The sequence below is a fragment of the Myxococcus stipitatus DSM 14675 genome (assembly GCF_000331735.1).
Taxonomy (GTDB): Bacteria; Myxococcota; Myxococcia; order Myxococcales; family Myxococcaceae; genus Myxococcus; species Myxococcus stipitatus.
The window spans coordinates 2,632,649-2,658,431 of sequence record NC_020126.1 but is presented as its reverse complement, the minus strand read 5'-3'; the positions used below and the strand labels follow the sequence as shown (position 1 = coordinate 2,658,431).

The following is a 25,783-nucleotide window of genomic DNA, read 5'->3' as shown; positions in this document are numbered from 1 at the left end:
GAGACAGCCGCCAGTTGATAGCTTCGTTCTTTTCTGCAAAACTGCTTCGCGGCATCACGGCATGAGAGATTCACCGTGACGCACGCGAGCAGGATTCAAAGCCTCACATCGCAAAGACAACCACCGATGCCGTTGCTGGACGTGTGGGTGCCCCTGACCGTGCAGGCAGGTCCCCGCTCCACGCTGGAGCCCTTCGTGGAGCAGGTCATCTCCTCGAGCGTGGCGGGGGACTCCGTATGGCCGCCGGGCTGGCGCTCGAAGCCATCACCACCCCGGCATCCACGGGGAAACCGCGAGAGGCTGCTTGCCTGGAGAGCCCTTGAACAGACGTGAAGGGCGACATCCGCTCCAAGAATCACACCCCTGTCCAGTTCTTGGCCAGCAGGTGCGGCACCCTCTGCATCAGGACCACAAGTAACGGCCAGATTCCCCCGAGTGAAACCGCTCACGCCCGAGCGCCCTGCGATTCCCGCAGCTCCCGCAATCATCTCAAGAATCCCACATGCTGAGATTCTAGAACGTGGCCATTTTTGGCGTATCCCTGGGATAGTGAGATTCTAGGGGGAGCATGTCCGACATCCTCGACGCTCCCATCCGCTCTTCAGACAGACTGTGTCCCGTATCGCAGCGAGGCTCCTGCATACCTGGATACAATTGTTAGCATGTATCACTGATGGTGTTGTTCCCAGGGTGCCGTGACAAGGGCGTCAGCCGTCCATGTCAGGGTGGCTTGATACATCGCCGGGTCCCCATCCATCCCCGTGTCGTCGCGCAGACGTTGAGTCGCGCGGCAGGTGCTCGCGCCCCTGGCCCCTCGAGGCCGAGGACTGGCGCTTGGAGTTTTCATGAGCGGCGGAAGCAAGAATCTCGACAAGCTCACCCCGAAGCAGCGCGCGCTGTATGAGCTCCTCCTCAAGGAGAAGAAGGGGCAGCTCCAGGACGCGTCGACCCAGGCGGTGGAGCGGACCATTCCGCGCCGCACCGACACGCAGCCCGCACCCGCGTCATTCCCGCAGCAGCGACTGTGGGTGGTGGACCAGCTCGAGGGCGGCCGCGCCTTCGCGTACAACGTCCACATCACCGTCCAGTTCACCGGCGCGTTGGATATCGCCCTGCTGGAACGGTGCGTGAACCAGGTGGTGCGGCGCCATGAGTCGCTGCGCACGGTGTTCGCCGCGCGTGAGGACGGCATCCCCGTGCAGGTGGTGTTGCCGGAGATGCACGTCGTGGTCCCCGTGGAGGACGTCTCGCACCTCTCGAAGGAGGAGCAGGACGCCGAGGTGGAGCGGCGGACCAGCGAGGAGTCCCAGCGCCTGTTCGACCTGGCGCGCGGGCCCTTGCTGCGTGGCAAGGTGCTGCGCCTGAGCCCCGACACCCACGTGGCCCTCGTCACCATGCATCACCTGGTGACGGACCGCTGGTCGCTGGGCGTGTTCGTCCGCGAGCTGATGGCCTTCTACGCCGCGGAGGTCGCCGGCCAGTCGCCCGACCTGCCCGTGCCCGCCATCCAGTACTCCGACTTCGCCGTCTGGCAGCGCGAGCGTATGCAGGGCGAGCGGCTGCGCACGGAGCTGGAGTTCTGGAAGAAGCACCTGCGCACGCTGCCCGCGCCCCTGGAGCTGCCCACGGACAGGCCCCGTCCGCCCGAGCAGACCTACCGAGGCTCCCGCCAGTTCGTCACCCTCCCGGTGTCGCTCACGCGCGCGCTCAAGGAGGTCAGCCAGCAGGAGGGCGCGACGCTCTTCATGACGCTGCTGTCCGTCTTCCAGACGTTGATGCACCGGCACTCGCGGCAGACGGACATCACCGTCGGCTCGCCCATCGCTGGACGCAACGTGCCGGAGCTGGAGCAGCTCATCGGCTTCTTCGTCAACACGCTGGTGCTGCGCAACGATTTGGGCGGCAACCCCACCTTCCGCGAGCTGCTGCGCCGCGCGAAGGACGTGTGCATGGCGGCGTACGCGCACCAGGAGCTTCCGTTCGAGAAGCTGGTGGAGGAGCTGCGCCCGCCGCGCGACTTGAGCCGTCACCCGCTCTTCCAGGTGATGTTCAGCTTCCAGAACACGCCCCGGCAGGACCTGTCGATGCCGGGGTTGCAGTCCACGTACCTGCTCGTGGACCCGGGCTCCGCCAAGTTCGACCTGCTCCTGGAGCTGCGCGAGGACCGGCCGGACGAGATCTTCGGTTGGCTCGAGTACAACACCGACCTGTTCGACGTCGCGACCGTCCAGCGGATGCGCGGGCACTTCTACTCGCTGCTCGGCGCGATGGCGGCAAACCCGGACACGCGGCTGTCCGAGCTGCCCATCCTCACGCGGGAAGAGCAGCTCCAGCTCCACGCCGACTTCCAGGGCGCGAAGGACGATGCCACGGCGCGCGACGTGTGCCTGCACTCGCTCATCGAGGAGCAGGTCCGCCGGACTCCGGAGGCGGAGGCGCTTCGCTTCGAGGAGTCCTCCCTCACGTACGCGCAGCTCGATGCTCGCGCGAATCAGCTCGCCCGCCACCTGCGCTCGCTGGGGGCTCGTCCGGGCTCGCTCGTGGGAGTTTCACTCGAGCGCTCCGTCGACCTCGTCGTCTCACTGCTCGCCGTCCTCAAGTCCGGTGCGGCCTACGTCCCGCTCGACCCCGCGTACCCGCGCGAGCGCCTCGCGGGCATGCTCGAGGACACCCAGGCCCCCGTCCTCCTCACCCACGAGCGCCTCCTTCCCGCGCTTCCGCCCTCAGCCGCGCAGGTCGTCTGCCTCGACACGCAGTGGGACGTGGTCGCCGAGCACTCCGCCGCGGCGCTGCCGCTCCTGGCCGGAGCCGATGCGCCCGCCTACGTCATCTTCACGTCCGGCTCCACGGGCCGTCCCAAGGGGGCCATCAACGCCCACCGGGGCATCGTCAACCGCCTCCTCTGGATGCAGCAGCAGTATGGGCTGACGTCCGAGGACACCGTCCTCCAGAAGACGCCGTTCTCCTTCGACGTCTCCGTCTGGGAGTTCTTCTGGCCGCTCATGACGGGCGCGCGACTCGTCCTCGCCAGGCCTGGTGGACACCAGGACCCGACGTACCTGGCCCGCCTCATCTCCGAGGCACGCGTCACCACGCTGCACTTCGTCCCCTCCATGCTCCGCGTGTTCCTCGAGGAGCCGGGCCTGGAGTCCCTCGCGTCGCTCCGCCGCGTCGTGTGCAGTGGTGAGGCGCTTCCCGCGGAGCTCGTTCGCCGCGCGCACTCGCGCCTGCCGGAGTCCGCCGAGGTCCACAACCTCTACGGCCCCACCGAGGCCGCCGTCGACGTCTCCTCCTGGCACTGCGCCCGGGGCGACGCCCGCCACTTCGTCCCCATCGGCCGCCCCGTCTCCAACACCCAGCTCCACATCCTCGACGACGCGGGCCGCCCCACGCCTGTCGGTGTCCCGGGAGAGCTCTTCATCGGCGGCATCCAGGTGGGCCTCGGCTACCTCAGCCGCCCCTCGCTCACCGCCGAGCGGTTCATCCCAGACGCCTTCTCCAGCACTCCGGGCGCGCGCCTCTACCGAACCGGCGACGTCGCACGCTGGCTGCCGGATGGCTCCATCGAATACATCGGTCGCGCCGACTTCCAGGTGAAGCTGCGGGGCTTCCGCATCGAGCTCGGTGAAATCGAAGCAGCGCTCCTCGCCTTCCCGGGTGTCTCCGACGCCGTCGTCGTGCTGCGCGAGGATGCGTCCTCGCCGCGCCTCGTGGGCTACCTCGTCGCCGCCCCCGAGGTCGACCTCCAGGCCGTGCGCGCCTCCCTCGCCGCGCGCATGCCCGAGTTCATGGTGCCGTCGGCCTTCGTGACGCTGCCCGCCCTGCCGCTGTCTCCCAACGGCAAGGTCGACAGGAAGGCGCTGCCCGCTCCGGAGCAGAAGGCGCGCGACGCGGCGGACTACCTCGAGCCCAGGACCGCGCCGCAGCAGACCCTGGCCACCATCTGGGCCGAGCTCCTGGGTGTGCCGCGCGTCGGCATCCACGACAACTTCTTCGAGCTGGGCGGCGACTCCATCCTCGCCATCCAGGTCGTCTCTCGCGCGCGCCAGGCCGGCCTGCTCCTGGCCGCCAACCAGCTCTTCCAGCATCAGACGCTGGAAGCCCTCGCTCGCGTCGCGAAGCAGCACGAGGGGCCGCAAGCGGAGCAGGGATTGGTGCTCGGCGCCTCGCTGCTCACGCCCATCCAGCTCGACTTCTTCGAGAAGGCCCTGCCGGAGCCGCACCACTTCGCGCAGGCGTTCATGCTCGCTTCGAGCGAGCCCGTGGACGTCCCGTGCCTGGAGGCCTCGCTGCGCGCGGTGGTCGCGCATCACGACACGCTGCGGCTTCGCTTCACGCGCCGGACGGACGGCACCTGGCAGCAGGAGTTCACCGGCCTGGAGGCCCCCGTCCGCCTGATGCAGGTGGACCTCTCCTCCGTGTCCGACGCGGAGCTGCCCTCGGCCCTCGAGTCCGCGGGCTCCCGCCTCCATGCGAGCCACTCGCTGGAGGAAGGGCTGCTCTTGCGCGCCGCCCTCTTCCACCTCGGTGCCGAGCGGGGCGCTCGCCTCCTGCTGTCCGTGCACCACCTCGGCGTGGACGGCGTCTCGTGGCGCACGCTCCTGGAGGACCTGGGCGCGGCCTACGTGCAGTCGCGGCAGGGCCGTCCGGTGGCACTGCCTCCCAGGTCCACGTCGTTCAAGACGTGGGCGTCGAAGCTGAGCACCTTCGCTCGCTCCGAGGACATCACCCGCGAGCGGGCCTACTGGCTCGAAGAGGGCCAGCGCACGGTCCCTTCCCTCCCCCAGGACGGCGCGGGGGGCGCGGCCTCCGTGGCATCCGCCGGCACGGTGGAGGTCTCCCTGGACGAGGCCCAGACCCGGCTGCTGTTGCAGGAGACGCCCGCGGCCTGGCGTGCCCACATCAACGACGTGTTGCTGACGGCGGTGGCCGACAGCATCACGGGCTGGATGGGCCAGCCGCGCCTGCGTGTCGAGTTGGAGGGCCACGGTCGAGAGCCGTTCTCCGACGACGTGGACCTGTCCCGCACCGTGGGCTGGTTCACCACGCTGTACCCGGTGACGTTGGATGTCTCGGGCGCCACCAGCCTGGGTGAGCGGCTGCGCTCGGTGAGGGACTCGCTGCGGCGGCTTCCTCGGAAGGGCCTGGGCCATGGGCTGTTGCGCCACCTGGCGGAGGATGCCCAGACGCGCACGCTCCCTCGTGCACAGGTGCTCTTCAACTACCTGGGCCAGTTCAACCAGTCCGCGGGCGAAGGCTCGGTGCTCAACCCGTTCACCGCGACGCGCGAGCCCCTGGGTGCCCTGCGTGCTCCCGTGGCCCCGCTCTCCCACCTGCTGGAGATCAACGGCTACGTCTTCGAGGGCCGGCTGACGCTGGTCTGGACGTACAGCGAGGCCGCTCACCGGGCGCAGACCGTCCAGTCCCTGGCCGAGCGGTGCATGACCACGCTGCGGCAACTCATCGACACGCGTGAGTCCGTCGACGCTCGCCGCTTCACGCCCACGGACTTCCCGCTGGCGAGGCTGTCGCAGCCCGAGCTCGACCAGGTGCTGCCCTCGGGGACCCTCGCGGACGACCTCTATCCGCTGTCGCCCTTGCAGCAGGGCATGCTCTTCCACACCGTCTCCGCGCCGGGCTCCGGCGTGTATGTCACGCAGCTGTCGTGGCTCTTCGGCGGCGCCGTGGACATCTCCGCCTTCCGCCGCACGTGGGAGGCCGTCATCGAGCGGCAGCCCTTGCTGCGCACGTCCTTCATCTCGGAAGGCGCCGGTGAGCCCCTCCAGTGGGTCCACCCGGAGGCCACCCTTCCATGGGAGGAGCACGACTGGCGCGGCGTGGCGGAGGCCGCGCAGCCGGGCCGCTTCGACGCGCTCCTCTCCGAGGACCGCGCCCGTGGCTTCGACCTGGACACGCCGCCGCTGCTGCGCCTCACGGTCATCCGCACGGCGGAGAACACGTGGCGCGTCTTGTGGACGCTGCACCACCTCATCGTGGATGGATGGAGCCTCGGGCTTCTCTTCCGCGAGCTCTTCACCACCTACGAGCAGGTGCGCTCCGGGCAGCCCGTATCCAAGAGCGAGTCCACCTCCTTCCGCGACTACATCGCCTGGCTCCAGCGGCAGTCGCTGGAGTCCGCGGAGACCTATTGGCGCAAGGCGCTGCGAGGCTTCACCGCGCCCACCCCGCTGCCCGGCGCGCGTCCTCGCCACACGGATGCGGCGCTCCAGCGGCGGAACCTGAACCTCTGGCTGCCCGCGCAGACCACCGCGGACCTCCAGGCCTTCGGCCGCCAGCACCACCTCACCCTCAATGCGCTGGTCCAGGCCGCTTGGACCCTGGTGCTCTCACGCCACACGGGTGAGCAGGACATCGTCTTCGGAGCCACCACGTCGGGCCGCTCGGCGGAGGTCCCCGGCATCGAGAACGCCGTCGGCCTCTTCATCAACACGCTGCCGGTCCGCGTCTTCGTCGACGAGGACGCCACCGTCCTCTCCTGGCTCCAGCAGCTCCACACGCAGCAGCTCGAGCTGCGCCAGTTCGAGCACACGCCGCTGTCCCACCTCCAGCGCTGGAGCGACGTGCCGCGTGGCACGCCGCTCTTCGAGTCGCTCTTCATCGTCGAGAACTTCCCCGTCGACGCCGCCGTCAACTCGGCCAGCGCGGACCTGGGCATCCGGGACTTCGTCGCACGGGAGCAGGCGGATACGCCGCTGGAGGCGTATGTCATTCCTGGAGACTCGCTGGAGCTGCGGCTGCTCTTCGACGCCGCGCGCTTCGAGCCCTCCACGCCCGTTCGCCTCATCCGCCACTGGGCCGCGGCCATCCAGGCGCTGCTCGCGTCCCCGAACGCGCGCGTCTCTTCTCTCTCGCTGGTGGCGGGCGAGGAGCGCGAGCAGGTCCTCCGCTCCTTCAACGCCTCCTCACGTCCCTTCGACTCCTCGGGCCTCCACCTCCAGTTCGTCGCTCAGGCCGCGCGCTCCCCCGACTCCACCGCCCTCTCCTTCGGCGACGAGTCCCTCACCTATGGACAGCTCCTCCAGCGCGTCCTCCGCATCTCCCTCCGACTCCAGTCTCTCGGCCTCCGCCCTGACTCTCCCGTCGGCCTCTTCCTCCACCGCTCCTCCGACATGGTCGCCGCCATGCTCGCCATTCTTCACGCGGGCGGCTCCTACCTTCCCCTCGACCCCGACTACCCCTCCGACCGCCTCTCCTGGATGCTCCAGGACTCTCGCGCTCCCTTCATCCTCACCTCCCGCTCTCTCTCCGGCGCACTCCCCTCCTCCGACGCCCAGGTCCTCCTCATCGAGGAGACCGGCACCGACTCAGCCCTGACTCCGGGCAAGGCCGACTCCTCCAACCTCGCCTACGTCATCTACACCTCCGGCTCCACCGGCAGGCCCAAGGGCGTCATGGTGCCTCACCGCACCGCCGCCAACTTCTTCGCCGCCATGGACGAGCGCCTCGGCTCCTCCCCCGGCACCTGGCTCGCCGTCACCTCCATCTCCTTCGACATCTCCGTCCTCGAGCTCCTCTGGACTCTCTGCCGCGGATTCCATGTCGTCCTCCACGACGAGCGCGCCGCCTCTCGCCTCGGCACCGCTCTCTCACTCCCCGAAGTCCTCCGCCGTCACCCCGTCTCTCATCTCCAGTGCACCCCCTCCTTCGCTCGCTCCAGGGTGCTCGACCCAGACTCCCTCTCCGCCCTCTCCTCCCTCCGCTTCCTCCTCGTTGGCGGTGAGGCCCTCCCAGGTCCTCTCTCTTCTCAGCTCAGGACCGCTCTCCCTCAGTCCTCTCTTCTCAACATGTACGGCCCGACGGAGACCACCGTCTGGTCCTCGTCTCACACCGCTTCCTCCTCCGACGACGACGCGTCCACCCTCTCCATCGGCACGCCTCTCGCCAACAACCGCCTCTTCGTCCTCGACTCCTCCGGACAGCCCTCTCCCATCGGCGCTCCCGGCGAGCTCTTCATCTCCGGCGACGGCGTCGTCCGTGGCTACCTCGGACGCCCCGACCTCACCGCGGAGCGCTTCCTCCCTGACGCCTTCTCCGGTGTCCCGGGCGCTCGCCTCTATCGCACCGGTGACCTCGCTCGCTGGCGCGCGGATGGCTCGCTCGACTTCCTCGGCCGCGCCGACTTCCAGGTGAAGCTGCGGGGCTTCCGCATCGAGCTCGGTGAAATCGAAGCCGTCCTCTCACGCCACCCGTCCGTCCTCCAGGCCGTCTGCGGCGTCCACCTCGACGCCTCCGGTGACGGCCGTCTCGTCTCCTGGCTCGTCCCCCAGCCCGGTGTCTCCCTCGAGCCCTCCGCGCTCCGCGAGTTCGTCCAACGGCACCTGCCCGAGCACATGGTGCCGGCGGTCTTCCTCTCGCTCTCGGCGCTGCCTCTCACTCCCAACGGCAAGGTCGACCGCAAGGCGCTCCCCGCGCCGCTGCGCCCGAGCCCGCAGGCCGAGGTCACCACCGACGACTCCGAGCCGCAGACTCCCCAGGAGAAGATCCTCGCGGCCATCTGGTCCGACGCCCTGCGCGTGCCGAGCGTCAAGCGCCAGGACAACTTCTTCGCGTTGGGTGGCGACTCCATCCTCTCCATCCAGATTGTCTCGCGCGCTCGCAACGCCGGGGTCCAGCTCACGACACAGCAGCTCTTCCAGCACCCCACGCTGGAGGCCCTCGCCCGGGTCGTGAAGCTCGAGGGCAACGCCTGGGCGGAACAGTCGGACTCCGCGCTGAAGGCGCTGGCCCTGCGCACCACGACCGACTCGAAGAGTCAGTCGTCCGCGGACCTCCTCCTCGGCCGGCTGAAGCAAGCCGTCGCGGACCGACTGGTCCCCGTGGGCATGCCCGTGGAGGACCTCTATCCGCTGTCGCCCTTGCAGCAGGGCATGCTCTTCCACACCCTCTCCGCGCCGGGCTCCGGCGTCTACGTCACCCAGCTGACGTGGATCTTCAGTGGCGCCGTGGACCTGGGTGCCTTCCGCCGCACCTGGGATGCCGTCATCCAGCGACAGCCGTTGCTGCGCACCTCGTTCCTCGCGGGCGGCGCGCAGGAGCCCCTCCAGCTCGTCCACCCCTCGGCGGCCCTGCCTTGGGAGGAGCTCGACTGGCGCGGAGTGGAGGCGTCGGAGCAGCAGTCCCGCTTCCAGGCCCTCCTCTCCGAGGACCGCGCGCGCGGCTTCGACCTGCGCACGCCGCCACTGCTGCGCCTGACCGTCATCCGCACCGGTGAGCAAGCGTGGCGGGTCCTCTGGACCACGCACCACGTGTTGATGGACGGCTGGAGCATGGGCCTCCTCTTCCAGGACCTCTTCAACACCTACGAGCAGGTGCGTGCGGGCCTGGTCTGGGTCCGGAGTGAAGCGACGGCCTTCCGCGACTACATCGACTGGCTCCAGCGCCAGCCCATGGAGCCCGCGGAGCGCTACTGGCGAAAGACGCTGCGAGGCTTCACCGCGCCCACGCCGCTGCCGGGAGCCCTGGCGCGGAGCTCGGACGCCGTGCTCCAGCGGCAGCGCCTCCAGCTCCACCTGCCCGCGCAGGCCACGGCGGAGCTCCAGTCCTTCGCCCGGCAGCAGCACCTCACGCTCAACGCACTGGTCCAGGCCGCATGGGCCCTGGTGTTCTCGCGTCACACGGGTGAGCGGGACATCCTCTTCGGCGCCACCACCTCCGGCCGCTCGGCCGACGTCTCGGGCATCGAGCGCGCCATCGGCCTCTTCATCAACACGCTGCCGGTCCGCATCCTCGTCGACGAAGACCTCACCGTCCTCTCCTGGCTCCAGCAGCTCCACACGCAGCAGCTCGAGCTGCGCCAGTTCGAGCACACGCCCCTCGTTCGTCTGCACGGGTGGAGCGACGTGCCGCGTGGGACGCCGCTCTTCGAGTCGCTCTTCATCGTCGAGAACTTCCCCGTCGACGCCGCGGTGAACGCATCCGGCGAGGCTCTGGGCATCCGGGACTTCACCATCGTCGACCAGACGGACACCCCGCTGGAGGCGTATGTCATTCCCGGGGAGTCACTGGAGCTGCGGCTGCTCTTCGACGCCGCGCGCTTCGAGCCCTCCGCTCCCGCGCGTCTCCTCCAACACTGGGCCTCGGCGCTCCAGGCGATCATCGCCAGTCCGAACACTCGACTGGGAGCACTCTCGCTGGTGGCGGGTGAGGAGCGTGAGCAGGTCCTCCGCTCCTTCAACGCCTCCTCACGCCCCTTCGACTCCTCGGGCCTCCACCTCCAGTTCGCCGCTCAGGCCGCGCGCTCCCCCGACTCCACCGCCCTCTCCTTCGGCGACGAGTCCCTCACCTATGGACAGCTCCTCCAGCGCGTCCTCCGCATCTCCCTCCGACTCCAGTCTCTCGGCCTCCGCCCCGACTCTCCCGTCGGCCTCTTCCTCCACCGCTCCTCCGACATGGTCGCCGCCATGCTCGCCATTCTCCACGCGGGCGGCTCCTACCTTCCCCTCGACCCCGACTACCCCTCCGACCGCCTCTCCTGGATGCTCCAGGACTCTCGCGCTCCCTTCATCCTCACCTCCCGCTCTCTCTCCGGCGCACTCCCCTCCTCCGACGCCCAGGTCCTCCTCATCGAGGAGACCGGCACCGACGCAGCCCTGACTCCGGGCCAGGCCGACTCCTCCAACCTCGCCTACGTCATCTACACCTCCGGCTCCACCGGCAGGCCCAAGGGCGTCATGGTGCCTCACCGCACCGCCGCCAACTTCTTCGCCGCCATGGACGAGCGCCTCGGCTCCTCCCCCGGCACCTGGCTCGCCGTCACCTCCATCTCCTTCGACATCTCCGTCCTCGAGCTCCTCTGGACTCTCTGCCGCGGATTCCATGTCGTCCTCCACGACGAGCGCGCCGCCTCTCGCCTCGGCACCGCTCTCTCACTCCCCGAAGTCCTCCGCCGTCACCCCGTCTCTCATCTCCAGTGCACCCCCTCCTTCGCTCGCTCCAGGGTGCTCGACCCAGACTCCCTCTCCGCCCTCTCCTCCCTCCGCTTCCTCCTCGTTGGCGGTGAGGCCCTCCCAGGTCCTCTCTCTTCTCAGCTCAGGACCGCTCTCCCTCAGTCCTCTCTTCTCAACATGTACGGCCCGACGGAGACCACCGTCTGGTCCTCGTCTCACACCGCTTCCTCCTCCGACGACGACGCGTCCACCCTCTCCATCGGCACGCCTCTCGCCAACAACCGCCTCTTCGTCCTCGACTCCTCCGGACAGCCCTCTCCCATCGGCGCTCCCGGCGAGCTCTTCATCTCCGGCGACGGCGTCGTCCGTGGCTACCTCGGACGCCCCGACCTCACCGCGGAGCGCTTCCTCCCTGACGCCTTCTCCGGTGTCCCGGGCGCTCGCCTCTACCGCACTGGTGACCTCGCTCGCTGGCGCGCGGATGGCTCGCTCGACTTCCTCGGCCGCGCCGACTTCCAGGTGAAGCTGCGGGGCTTCCGCATCGAGCTCGGTGAAATCGAGGCCGTCCTCTCACGCCACCCGTCCGTCCTCCAGGCTGTCTGCGGCGTCCACCTCGACGCCTCGGGTGATGGGCGCCTCGTCTCCTGGCTCGTCCCCCAGCCCGGTGTCTCCCTCGAGCCCTCCGCGCTCCGCGAGTTCGTCCAGCGGCACCTGCCCGAGCACATGGTGCCGGCGGTCTTCCTCTCGCTCTCGGCGCTGCCTCTCACTCCCAACGGCAAGGTCGACCGCAAGGCGCTCCCGGCGCCGGTGCTGACGGACTCGGGGGCTCGCTACATCGCGCCTCGCTCTCCGACCGAGGAACACCTCGCGCAGCTGTTCGGCCAGGTGCTGAGCGTGGAGCGCGTGGGAGCCACGGACAGCTTCTTCGCGCTCGGCGGTCACTCGCTGCTCGCCACGCAGGTCGTCTCTCGCATCCACTCCGCCATGGGCGTGGAGCTCCCGCTTCGCGTCTTCTTCGAGTCGCCGACCGTCGAGCAGCTCGCGCGCCGCATCGACGCCTCCACGCGGGCACCCGAGCCACACACCGCGCCGCCGCTCCGGCCCGTCGCCCGCTCGAATGAGCTGCCGCTGTCGTTCGCCCAGCAGCGCCTCTGGTTCTTGGATCGCCTCGAGCCGGGCAGCCCGTTCTACAACATGCCCGTGGGCCTCCGACTGGAGGGGACGCTCGACGTCTCCGCGCTGGAGCGTGCCTTCACCGAGCTGGTGCGCCGGCACGAAGTCCTCCGCACCACCTTCCGCGAAGGACCCGTCCAGGTCATCCAGCCCGCGGCTCCAGTTCCGCTGCCCCGCGTGGACCTCTCCTCGCTCCCCGCCGAAGAAGCGGAAGCCCAGGCCCGACGCCTCGCGCGGGAGGAAGCCCAGCGCCCGTTCGACCTCACCCGAGGCCCCCTGCTGCGCACCACGCTGCTGCGGCTGTCCGAGTCGCGGCACATCCTGCTGCTGACCGTGCACCACATCGTCTCGGACGGCTGGTCCGTCGATGTGCTGGTGCGTGAGTCCGCCGCGCTCTACGCCGCCTTCCGCGAGGGTCGCCCCTCCGGTCTGCCCGAGCTGCCCATCCAGTACGCGGACTACGCGGCCTGGCAGCGCGGCTGGCTCCAGGGCGAAGCACTCGAGACGCAGCTCTCCTGGTGGCGCGAGCACCTCCAGGGCGCGCCGCGCTTCCTCGAGCTCCCCACGGACTTCCCCCGTCCCGCGGTCCAGGGCTTCCAGGGCGCCACCCTCACTCGCACGCTGCCACGCGAGCTGAGCGAGTCCCTCCAGGAGCTCTCCCGCCGTGAGGGCACCACCCTCTTCATGGCGCTGCTCGCGGGCTTCGACATCGTCCTGTCGCGCTACTCGGGACAGGCCGACCTCGTCGTCGGCACGGACATCGCCAACCGCAACCGCGTGGAGACGGAGGGCCTCATCGGCTTCTTCGTGAACCAGCTCGCCCTGCGCGCGCGCATCGAGCCGGAGATGACGTTCCGCGAGCTGCTCGCTCAGGTCCGCGACGCCACGCTCGGCGCCTACGCGCATCAGGACCTGCCGTTCGAGGAGCTGGTCAAGGCCATCAACCCCGAGCGCAACCTCGCGCATGCCCCGCTGTTCCAGGTGAAGCTGGTGCTGCAGAACCAGCCCGCCGCCGCGCTGGAGGTCCCCGGCCTCACGCTGCGCCCCGAGTATCCGGAGTCCAGCACCTCGCGCCTGGACCTCACGCTCTCCATCGTCGAGACGGAGCGCGGGCTGGAGTGCACCTGCGAGTACCGCACGGGCCTCTTCGAGTCCTCCACCATCGAGGGGCTCGTGCGCCACCTCGGCGTGGTGCTGAAGGCCGCCGCGGCGAACCCCGGCACGCCCATCACCGCCCTGTCCCTCATGGCCCAGGCGGAGCAGCAACAGCTCCTCGTCGAGTGGAACGCCACCACGCGCGACTTCCCGCGCGACGCCGGTGCGCACCAGCTCTTCCAGGCCCAGGCCGAGCGCACCCCGGACGCCATCGCCGTGCGCTTCGAGGACCAGCAGCTCACCTACGCGCAGCTCGATGCTCGCGCCAACCAGCTCGCGCACCACCTGCGGGGACTTGGCATCCGCGAGGACGTGCCCGTCGCCCTCTGCGTCGAGCGCTCGCTCGACACCGCCGTCGCCATCCTCGGCATCCTCAAGGCGGGCGGCGCCTACGTCCCGCTCGACCCCAGCTATCCGGTCGAGCGCCTCACCTTCATGCTGCGCGACTGCGCCGCGCCGGTCCTCGTCACCACCGAGGCCATCGCCGATGAGCTCCCCGCCGGGAGCGAGCAGCTCGTCCTGCTCGACGCGGAGGCGCGCTTCATCAGCGCCCAGCCGAAGCACGCTCCCGAGCAGTCCTCGGGCGCGGACAACCTCGCGTACATCATCTACACCTCGGGCAGCACCGGCCGTCCCAAGGGCACGCTCCTCCAGCACCGGGGCCTGTGCAACACGGCCCTCCAGACGGGCCACGCCATGGGGCTCGAGACGGGGAGCCGCGTCCTCCAGTTCTTCTCCGCCGGCTTCGACGCGTCGGTCTGGGAGATCTTCGGCGCGCTGCTCTCGGGGGCCACCCTGGTGCTGGCGCCGCGTGAGCGGCTCCTCCCGGGGGCACCGCTGCGCACGCTGGCTCGCGACGAGTCCATCACCGCCGTCACGCTGACCCCGTCCGTCCTCGCGCAGCTCTCGCCCGAGGACTTCCCTTCGCTGCGGACACTGGTCTCCGCCGGAGAGGCATGCACGCCGGAGCTGGTGCATCGCTGGGCTCCGCACGTGCGCTTCCTCAACGCGTACGGTCCCACGGAGACGACCGTCTGCGCCTCCATCACCGAGCCGCTGTCCGCCGGACAGCCCCTCACCATCGGCCGCCCGTGGGCGAACCTCCAGGTGTACGTCGTCGATGCGACGATGCGCCCGCAGCCCGTCGGGGTGCCGGGTGAGCTGTGCGTGGGGGGCGTCGGCCTCGCGCGCGGCTACCTGGGACAGCCGGGGCTCACCGCCGAGCGCTTCATCCCGGATGCGCTCTCCGGCGTGCCCGGAGCACGGCTCTACCGCACCGGAGACCGGGCGCGGTGGCGTGCCGATGGAACCCTCGAGTACCTGGGCCGCATCGACTCGCAGGTGAAGCTGCGCGGCTTCCGCATCGAGCTCGGTGAGGTCGAGGCCGTCCTGTCTCGGCTCCCCTTCGTGCGCGAGGCCGTGGCCACCGTGCGCGAGGACTCTCCCGGCCTCACCCGACTGGTCGCCTACGTCGTGGCGGAGGAGGACAGCATCCTCGAGGTGGCCTCGCTGCGCGCGGCCCTCAAGGAGCGGCTGCCCGAGCACATGGTGCCGTCCGCCATCGCGCTCCTCCCCACGCTGCCCCTGACGGCGCATGGGAAGGTGGACCGCCGCGCCCTGCCTCCTCCCGAGGGCGCCGGTGAGGCGGACACCCGCGAGTACGTCGCGCCGCGCACCCCGACCGAAGAGCGGCTCGCCGCGCTCTGGCGGGAGCTGCTGCACGTCGAGCGCGTCGGCGTCCATGACGACTTCTTCGAGCTGGGCGGGCACTCGCTGCTGGCCACGCAGTCCCTCTCCCGCGTGCAGGCCACCTTCGGGATTGAGCTGCCGCTGCGTGAGCTCTTCGAGGCGCCCACCGTCGAGCGGCTCGCCGCGCGGCTGGAGGCCCTGGCCCAGACGGGTGCCAACACCTCGAAGGTCCCCGCGCTGACGCCCGCGCCGCGCACGGGAGACCTGCCGCTGTCGTTCGCACAGCAGCGGCTGTGGTTCATCGACCAGCTCGAGCCCGGAAGCTCGCTCTACAACATCCCCACGGCCCTGGAGCTCGAGGGCCCGCTGGATGTCCCCGCACTGGAGCGCGCCTTCACCGAGCTCCACCGGCGTCACGAGTCGCTGCGCACCACCTTCGGCACGGTGGATGGACAGGCCGTCCAGCGCATCCAGGCGCCCGCGCCCTTCCAGCTCCCCATCGTGGCGCTGGAGTCACTCGCGCCGGAGAAGCAGGCCCACGCGACGGGCCAGTGGATGTCGGAGGAGGCTCAGCGCCCGTTCGATCTCGCGCGCGGTCCGCTGCTGCGCGCCACGCTGTTGCGGCGGGCCGCGACTTCGCACGTGCTGCTCGTCACCATGCACCACAGCGTCTCCGACGCCTGGTCCATGAGTGTCCTGGTGCGCGAGCTGGTGGCCTTGTACGAGGCCTTCCGCGACGGCCGCGCCTCACCGCTGCCGGAGCTGGCCGTGCAGTACGCGGACTTCGCCGTGTGGCAGCGTGGCTGGCTGCGAGACGAAGCCCTGGCGGAGCAGCTCGCGTGGTGGCGTGACGCGCTGACCGGTGCGCCCGCCCTGCTGGAGCTGCCCACGGACCGGCCTCGTGCCGCGCTGCCCTCACGTGAGGCGGCGCTCCATCCCGTCATCCTCGGAGCCGAGCTGTCCGAGGCCGTCAAGGCGCTCTCCCAGCGTCACGGCACCACGCCCTTCATGACGATGCTGGCGGCGTTCCAGCTCCTCCTCTCCCGCTACTCCGGACAAGAGGACGTCGTCGTCGGCTCTCCCATCGCTGGACGCAACCGCGCGGAGACCGAGGACCTCATCGGCTTCTTCGTCAACACGCTCGTCCTGCGTGCACGCATCGCTCCGAGTGCGTCGTTCGCGGACCTGCTCTCCCAGGTGAAGCACTCCACCCTGGGTGCCTTCGAGCACCAGGACGTGCCCTTCGAGAAGCTCGTCGAGGAGCTCCAGCCCCAGCGCAGCCTCGGCTTCTCTCCGCTCTTCCAGGTCACCTTCTCCCTGCAGAACGCGCCCACGGGCAGCCTGGAGCTTCCCGGACTGAGCCTGCGTCCGATTGCGCCCTCGGGCCTGCTCGCCAAGTTCGACCTGGACCTCTCCCTCTCCGAGTCCGCGTCTGGCTTCGAGGGTGCGCTCCAGTTCTCCACCGCGCTCTTCGATGCCTCCACGGCCGCGCGCATGGCGACGCACTTCCTCACCCTGCTGCGCGCCGCCGTCGCCCAGCCCGAGGTGCCTGTCACCTCCCTGGCGCTCATGGAGTCCGATGAGCGCCGCCGCCTCCTCGTCGAGTGGAATGACACCAACGCCGACTTCCCGCACGACAGCCCTGTCCATCTGCAGGTCTCCGCTCGCGCGGCGCTCACACCTCATGCCCTCGCAGTGCTTTCGGACTCGGGCTCGCTCTCCTTCGCCCAGCTCGAAGCCCGCTCCAACCTCCTCGCGTTCCGGCTCGTCCTGGCGGGAGTGAAGCCCGGCTCACTCGTCGCGCTCTTCATGGAGCGCTCGCTCGAGCTTCCCGTCGCGCTGCTCGCCATCCTCAAGGCGGGCGCCGCCTGGCTCCCGCTCGACCCGGCGTACCCTCGTGAGCGCCTGGCGTTCATGCTCCAGGATGCCTCGCCTCCGGTGCTGCTCACCCAGCCTCACCTCCAGGCGGCGCTTCCTCCTGGGCCCACCGTCATCTGCCTCGATGCTCAGTGGGGCGCGCAGGCGGACGCGGACTCTCGGCTCACCTTCACCAGCGTCCCCGTCGCGGCCTCCAGCCCGGCGTACGTCATCTACACGTCTGGTTCCTCGGGTCAGCCCAAGGGCACCCTCGTCTCCCATCAGGCCCTCGCCAACCACATGGCGTGGTTCCTCTCCTCCTTCCCCCTCTCCTCCCACGACAGGGTCCTCCTCAAGACTCCTCTCAGCTTCGATGCCTCCGTCTGGGAAGTCTGGGCTCCTCTCCTCTCTGGCGCTCCGCTCGTCCTCGCTCCTCCCGAGGCGCACCGCGACCCGGCCGCGCTGTTGGCCTGCGTCTCCCGCCACCGCATCTCCGTCCTCCAGCTCGTCCCTTCCCTCCTCCGCTTCCTCCTCGAAGAGGCAGGGCTCTCCAACGCCTCTCACCTCCGCTTCCTCTTCTGCGGTGGTGAGGCTCTGCCGTCCTCTCTCGCCCGCCGCCTCCACGCGGCGCTCCCCTCCACCCGGCTCGTCAACCTCTACGGCCCCACCGAAGTCACCATCGACTCCACGTTCTCCTTCGCCTCACCGGCGGAGTCTCGCGTGGCCATCCCCATCGGTCGGCCGGTCTCCAACACTCGGGCCTACGTCCTCGACTCTCAGCTCCAGCCCGTCCCCACGGGCGTTCCGGGCGAGCTGTTCCTCGCCGGCCCCCAGCTCGCGCTCGGCTACCTCCACCGTCCTCACCTCACCGCCGAGCGCTTCGTCCCGAACCCCTTCAGCACCGAGCCCGGTGCTCGCCTCTATCGCTCCGGCGACAAGGTCCGCTGGCTCTCGGACGGCTCCCTCGAGTACCTGGGCCGCTTCGACTTCCAGGTGAAGCTGCGCGGCCAGCGCGTCGAGCTCGGTGACGTCGAAGCCGCGCTCCTCGCTCACGCCGATGTCCGCGAAGCCGTCGCGCTCGTGCGTGAAGACTCGCCGGGCCACCAGAACCTCGTGGGCTACGTCGTGGCCCCGGAGACGGCGGATGTCGTCGCCGTCCGTGCCTCCCTCCTCGGACGTCTGCCCGAGTACATGGTGCCCGCCGTCCTCGTGCGGCTGGACGCCCTTCCGCTCACCGCCAACGGCAAGCTGGACCGCAAGGCCCTCCCCGCACCCGACGCGTCGCTCACCGACGCCTACGTCGCGCCTCGCAGTGCCACCGAACAGACGGTGGCCCACCTGATGGCGGAGCTGCTGCACATCGAGCGTGTCGGAGCCGAAGATTCCTTCTTCGCGCTCGGCGGCCACTCGCTGCTCGCCACCCAGCTCGCCTCGCGCATCCGCGCGACGTTCCAGGTCGAGCTGCCCCTCCGCGCGCTCTTCGAGTTGCCCACTGTCTCGGCCTTCGCCGCGCGCATCGACACCAGCGCCCGCGAGGAGTCTTCCGCGCGGCCCCCGCTCGTTCCGCTGCCTCGCTCCGAGACCTCCCCGCTGTCGTTCGCACAGCAGCGCCTGTGGTTCATCGACCAGCTCGAGCCGGGAAGCGCTCTCTACAACATCCCCACCGCCCTCCACCTCGAAGGAGCCCTGGACGTCGCCGCACTGGAGCACGCCATCTCCGATGTCGTCGCCCGGCATGAGGCGCTGCGCACCACCTTCGAGTCTTCATCCGAAGGACAGCCGCTCCAGCGCGTCCACGCGGCCGCGCCGGTCACCATTCCGCGCGTCGACCTCCGTCCTCTCGACCCGACCTCGCGTTCGTTCGAGGAGCAGCGCCTCGTCCTCGAGGAGGCCACTCGCCCGTTCGACCTGACCTCCGGCCCCCTCTTCCGCCTCTGCCTCCTCCAGTTGGAGGAGGACACCCACCTGCTGCTCTTCACCATCCACCACATCATCTCGGATGGCTGGTCCACCGGGGTCGTGGTGCGCGAGCTGGGGGCGCTCTACGCAGCGCACCTGTCCGGCACTCCGGCGGCCCTGCCCGCGCTGCCCGTGCAGTACGCGGACTACGCAGCCTGGCAGCGCGGCTGGCTGCGCGATGACGCGCTTCGCTCGGAGCTCGACTACTGGAAGCAGCACATCCAGGGCGCCCCGGCACTCCTGGAGCTGCCCACCGACAGGCCGCGCCCCGCCATCCAATCGCGTGAGGCGGCGCTTCATCCCGTCGTCCTCGGAGCCGAGCTGTCCGAGGCCGTCAAGGCGCTCTCCCAGCGTCACGGCACCACGCCCTTCATGACGATGCTGGCGGCGTTCCAGCTCCTCCTCTCCCGCTACTCCGGACAAGAGGACGTCGTCGTCGGCTCTCCCATCGCCGGACGCAATCGCGCGGAGACCGAGGGCCTCATCGGCTTCTTCGTCAACACGCTCGTCCTGCGTGCGCGCATCGCTCCGAGTGCGTCGTTCGCGGACCTGCTCTCCCAGGTGAAGCACTCCACCCTGGGTGCCTTCGAGCACCAGGACGTGCCCTTCGAGAAGCTCGTCGAGGAGCTCCAGCCCCAGCGCAGCCTCGGCTTCTCTCCGCTCTTCCAGGTCGCCTTCTCGCTCCTCAACGCCCCCTCTGGAGATCTCGTCCTCCCGGGGCTCGAGCTCCGTCCGCTTCCTCCGTCTGGACTCCTCGCCAAGTTCGACCTGGACCTCGCCCTCTCCGAGTCCGCCTCTGGCTTCGAGGGTGCGCTCCAGTTCTCCACCGCGCTCTTCGATGCCTCCACGGCCGCGCGCATGGCGACGCACTTCCTCACCCTGCTGCGCGCCGCTGTCACCCAGCCCGAGGTGCCCGTCTCCTCACTCCCGCTCATGGAGTCCGATGAGCGCCGCCGCCTCCTCGTCGAGTGGAATGACACCAACGCCGACTTCCCGCACGACAGCCCTGTCCATCTGCAGGTCTCCGCTCGCGCGACGCTCACGCCTCATGCACTCGCAGTGCTTTCGGACTCGGGCTCGCTCTCCTTCGCCCAGCTCGAAGCCCGCTCCAACCTCCTCGCCTCTCACCTTGTCCAGGCAGGGGTGAAGCCCGGCTCACTCGTCGCGCTCTTCATGGAGCGCTCGCTCGAGCTGCCCGTCGCACTCCCCTCCGCCATCCTCAAGGCGGGCGCCGCCTGGCTCCCGCTCGACCCGGCGTACCCTCGTGAGCGCCTGGCGTTCATGCTCCAGGACGCCTCGCCTCCGGTGCTCCTCACCCAGCCTCACCTCCAGGCGGCGCTTCCTCCTGGGCCCACCGTCATCTGCCTCGATGCTCAGTGGGGCGCTCAGGCGGACGCGGACTCTCGGCTCACCTTCACCAGCGTCCCCGTCGCGGCCTCCAGCCCGGCGTACGTCATCTACACGTCTGGTTCCTCGGGTCAGCCCAAGGGCACCCTCGTCTCCCACCAGGCCCTCGCCAACCACATGGCGTGGTTCCTCTCCTCCTTCCCCCTCTCCTCCCACGACAGGGTCCTCCTCAAGACTCCTCTCAGCTTCGATGCCTCCGTCTGGGAAGTCTGGGCTCCTCTCCTCTCTGGCGCTCCGCTCGTCCTCGCTCCTCCCGAGGCGCACCGCGACCCGGCCGCGCTGTTGGCCTGCGTCTCCCGCCACCGCATCTCCGTCCTCCAGCTCGTCCCTTCCCTCCTCCGCTTCCTCCTCGAAGAGGCAGGGCTCTCCAACGCCTCTCACCTCCGCTTCCTCTTCTGCGGTGGTGAGGCTCTGCCGTCCTCTCTCGCCCGCCGCCTCCACGCGGCGCTCCCCTCCACCCGGCTCGTCAACCTCTACGGCCCCACCGAAGTCACCATCGACTCCACGTTCTCCTTCGCCTCACCGGCGGAGTCTCGCGTGGCCATCCCCATCGGTCGGCCGGTCTCCAACACTCGGGCCTACGTCCTCGACTCTCAGCTCCAGCCCGTCCCCACGGGCGTTCCGGGCGAGCTGTTCCTCGCCGGCCCCCAGCTCGCGCTCGGCTACCTCCACCGTCCTCACCTCACCGCCGAGCGCTTCGTCCCGAACCCCTTCAGCACCGAGCCCGGTGCTCGCCTCTATCGCTCCGGCGACAAGGTCCGCTGGCTCTCGGACGGCTCCCTCGAGTACCTGGGCCGCTTCGACTTCCAGGTGAAGCTGCGCGGCCAGCGCGTCGAGCTCGGTGACGTCGAAGCCGCGCTCCTCGCTCACGCCGATGTCCGCGAAGCCGTCGCGCTCGTGCGTGAAGACTCGCCGGGCAGTCAGCGCCTCGTCGGATACTTCGTCGCGTCGCAGGCCATGGACGTCCCGGCCCTGCGCGAGTTCCTCCTCGCGCGCCTCCCCGAGCACATGGTGCCCTCGGCGCTCGTCCCGCTGACGGCCCTCCCGCTCACCGCCAACGGCAAGCTGGACCGCGGCGCGCTCCCTGCTCCCGACTCCACGACCTCCGACTCCTTCGTCGCGCCTCGCAACGAGCTGGAGCAGGCGCTCGCCACGGTATGGGCCCAGGTGCTGCGCGTTCCGCGCGTCGGCATCCACGACAACTTCTTCCAACTCGGCGGCGACTCCATCATCAGCCTCCAGCTGGTCGCGCGGGCCCGCCGCTCGGGCCTGCACTTCACGCCTCGGCAGCTCTTCCAGTCGCAGACCATCGCCACGCTGGCGCCTGTCGTCTCCCGGCTCCAGGCCATCACCGCCGAGCAGCAGCCCGTCGTCGGCCCCGTCCTCCTCACGCCCATCCAGCGCGCGTTCCTCGAGAACCCGAACCCCGCGCCGCACCACTACAACCAGGCGCTGATGCTGCGACTGCGCGAGCCGGTGGGCACGGAGGCCCTCGACTCCGCCCTGCGCAAGCTGGTGGAGCACCATGACGCCCTGCGCCTGCGCTTCGTCCAGGAGGACGGCCGCTGGAGCCAGCACAACACCCCCGTCGAGCACGCGCCCTCACTGTGGCGCGAGGACGTGTCGGCGCTCTCCGAGTCCGAGCGCATCGCGAGGATGGAGGCCGTCGCCACCCAGGCCCAGTCCACCTTCGACCTGGGCACGGCGCCGCTCTTCCGCGCGGTCCACTTCGACTTCGGTCCCCAGGAGTCCGCGCGGCTGTTGCTCGTGGCCCACCACCTCGTCGTCGATGCCGTCTCCTGGCGCATCCTCGTCGAGGACCTGGAGACCCTCTGCCGGCAGGCACGGAAGGGCGAGCCCCTCTCGCTCCCGGCCAAGACCACGTCCTTCAAGACCTGGTCCGAGCGCCTGCACCAGCATGCCCGCTCCACGGCGCTCGACGCCGAGCGCGCCTGGTGGCTGGACGAAGCCCGAGCCCGCGTCCTCCCGCTCCCGCGTGACAGGGCGGACGGAGCGAACACCGCCGCCTCCGCTCACACCGTCTCCCTGAGCCTCGACGTCGGAGACACGGGCCTGCTGCTGCGCGAGGTCCCCGCGGCGTACCGCGCCCGCCTCCAGGACGTGCTGCTGGGCGCACTGGGCCGAGCCCTCGCCCTCCGCACGGGTCAGTCGCGCTTCCTGGTCGAAGCCGAAGGCCACGGCCGCGAGGACCTCTTCGCCGACGTGGACCTGTCGCGCACCGTGGGCTGGTTCACCTCGCTCTACCCCGTGCTGCTCCAGGTGGGCACCGGTGACAGTCCAGGCGACACCGTGCGCTCCACCCGCGACGCGCTGCGCGCCCTGCCCGCCAACGGCCTGGGACACGGCCTGCTGCGCCACCTGCGCGACGACGACACGCAGGCCCGGCTCAGCGCGCTGCCCGTGCCCGAGGTGTCCTTCAACTACCTGGGCCAGGTGGACGTCACCGCCAGCGACACCTCGCTCTTCACCTTCGCCTCGGAGGCCCAGGGCCCGTCCATGAGCCCACGTGCCCCGCGCGCGTACGTGCTCGACGTGTCGGCCGTCGTGCAGGGTGGACAGCTCCACGTCTCCATCACCTACAGCCGCAACCTCCACGATGAAGGCACGGTGCGCGCCCTCCTCGAGTCCTTCGGGGAGGCCCTGCGCCTGCTCGTTGCGAATCGAGCGACCGCCGATGCGCTGCGCTACACCCCGGCCGACTTCCCGCTGGCGAACCTGACCCGGGAAGCGCTGGACCACGTGCTCCCCTCGGGCGTGCCCGTGGAGGACGTGTACCCGCTGTCCGCCTTGCAGCAAGGCATGCTGCTGCACTCGCTGATGGCGCCGGGCTCCGGCGTGTACGTCACGCAGTTCGGTTGGACGTTCGGCGCGCGGCTCGACCTGGGACTCTTCCGCCGCGCGTGGGAGACGGTGGTGGAGCGCCACGCCCCCCTGCGCACCACGTTCGTCTGGGACGGCCTGGCCGAGCCCGTCCAGGTGGTGAGCCCGCGCACCGTGCTGCCGTGGGAGGAGCTCGACTGGCGTGGTCTGCCGCCCGCCGAGCAGCAGTCCCGCTTCAGCGCCCTCATGGCCTCCGACCGGGTCCGGGGCTTCGACCTGCGGCAGGCGCCGCTGATGCGCCTGACCGTCGTGAAGCTGGACGAAGGGGCGCACCGCGTCCTCTGGTCCTCGCATCACTTGCTGATGGATGGCTGGAGCCTCGGCCTCGTGTTCAAGGAGCTGTTCGCGCTCTACGACGCGGCGGCGAAGGGGCAGCGTGCCACGCTGGGCACCGCGCCCGCGTATCGCGACTTCATCTCCTGGCTGCGCGAGGACACCACCGCGAGCGCTGAGGCCTATTGGCGCGAAGCCCTCCAGGGCTTCACCACGCCGACGCCGCTGCCCGGCTCGCGCCTCCCCGACACGGAGAACGCGCCGTACAAGCAGGGCGAGCGCGGCCTCCTGTTGAGCGCGGAGACGACACAGGCCCTGCACGCGTACGCACGCCAGCATCAGCTCACGGCCAACACCGTGCTGCAGGGCGCCTGGGCGCTCGTGCTCGCCCGGTACTCCGGTGAGCGCGACATCGTCTTCGGCACCACCGTGTCGGGTCGCTCCACCGAGGTGGCCGGCATCGAGCAGATGGTCGGTCTGTTCATCAACACGCTGCCCCTGCGCAGCCGGTTGGACCCGGACCTGTCGGTCGTCGAGTGGCTCGGCTCGCACCATGCGCAGATGCAGGCGCTGCACGAGCGCGAGCACGACTCGCTGGCGCGCATCCAGGGTTGGAGCGAGGTGCCTCGCGGCCAGTCCCTGTTCCAGAGCCTCTACGTCTTCGAGAACTACCCCGTCGACGACGCCGTCTACTCCGGCGGCAGCGACTTCCAGGTCCGGGACCTCGCCAGCGCCGAGCAGTCGGACATGCCCTTCGTGGCCATCGTCATGCCGGGCCCCCGGATGGAGCTGCGCCTCGTCTACGACAGCCAGCGCTACCAGACGGCGGTGTTGGAGCAGGTGCTGCACCACTGGAACACGGCCCTGGAGGCCATGCTGGCCCATCCACGGGCCCTGGTGTCCTCGCTGTCCCTGCTGACGGCGGAGGAGCGCGAGCGCGTCCTGGTGGAGTGGAACCAGACGGACGTCGCCTATCCACGCGACACGAGCGTGCACGAGCTCTTCGCCACGCAGGCCGCGCGGACTCCGGACGCCATCGCCGTCGCGTCCGACGTGGGCACGCTCACCTATCGGGAGCTGGATGCACGCGCCAATCAGCTCGCGCGGCACCTGCGCACCCTGGGCGTCACACCCGGCACGCGCGTGGCGCTGTGCCTGGAGCGGAGCCTGGAGCTGCCCGTGGGGCTGCTGGGCATCCTCAAGGCCGGCGCGGCCTTCGTGCCGCTCGACCCCGCCTACCCGGCGGAGCGACTGGAGGCCATGCTCGCGGGGACGGCGGCCTCCGTCCTCGTGACGCAGGAGCGGCTCGCCGATGAGCTGCCCGCCTACGTCCCGCTCGTCGTGTGCCTCGACTCCGAGTGGGACCTGGTCGCGCGTCAGCCCCCGTCGGCGCTGGCTCCGTGCGCGGACGCGGACAGCCTCGCGTACGTCATGTTCACCTCGGGCTCCACCGGACAGCCCAAGGGTGTCGCCATTCCCCACCGCGGCATCACCCGTCTGGTGATGAGCGGCGACTTCATCCACTTCGGCCCCGAGGAGGTCTTCCTCCAGCTCGCGCCCAGCTCGTTCGACGCGTCCACGCTGGAGCTCTGGGGTGCGCTGCTGCACGGCGCTCGCCTCGTCCTCTTCCCGCCTCACACGCCCACGCTGGAGGAGCTGGGCGCGACGCTGGTGCGCCACCGCGTCACCACCCTGTGGCTGACCGCGGCCCTGTTCGAGCAGATGGCCATCCATCAGCCCGCGGCCCTGGCCTCCGTGCGCCAGGTGCTGGCGGGAGGCGACGTGCTGCCCGTGCGGCGCGTGCGCGAGCACCTCTCGCGCGTGGCCCCCGGCTCGGTGCTGGTCAACGGCTACGGCCCCACGGAGAACACCACCTTCACGGCGTGCCACCGCATGGAGGCGGGCTCCGTCATCGGCGCCACCGTGCCCATTGGCCGCCCCATCTCCAACACGCGCGTCTTCGTGCTCGATGAGCGCATGGAGCCCGTGCTCCCCGGTGCGCCGGGCGAGCTGTTCACCGGTGGAGACGGCCTCGCCTGGGGTTACCTGGGCCGGCCGGACCTCACGGCCGAGCGCTTCGTCCCCCACCCCTTCGCCCCGGGAGAGCGGCTCTACCGCACGGGCGACAAGGTGCGCTGGAAGGACGACGGCACGTTGGAGTTCCTCGGCCGCACGGACTTCCAGGTCAAGGTGCGTGGCTTCCGCATCGAGCCCGGCGAGGTGGAGAACGTCCTCCGCCTGCACCCGAGCGTGAGCGAGGCCATCGTCGTGGTGCGCGAGGACTCGCCCGGCGACAAGCGCCTGGTGGCCTATGTCGTGGCGCCCGACGCCGACGTCGCGGGGATGAAGGAGTTCCTGCGCCAGAAGCTGCCCGAGTACATGGTGCCCTCGGCCCTCGTGTGCCTGGAGTCCCTGCCCCTCACGCCCAACGGCAAGGTGGACCGCCGGGCCCTGCCCGCGCC

1 protein-coding gene (only partly in view) is annotated in these 25,783 nt (G+C 70.1%); it reads left to right on the top strand.

From position 1 onward, the window contains the following. Window positions 1–845: 845 nt before the first annotated feature. Window positions 846–25,783 carry the 5' portion of a non-ribosomal peptide synthase/polyketide synthase gene (locus MYSTI_RS10285; RefSeq protein ID WP_015347683.1) on the top strand. 22,345 nt of this gene lie beyond the right edge of the window, so the window shows 24,938 of its 47,283 coding nt (coding positions 1–24,938); it begins with the start codon at window positions 846–848; the stop codon falls past the right edge of the window.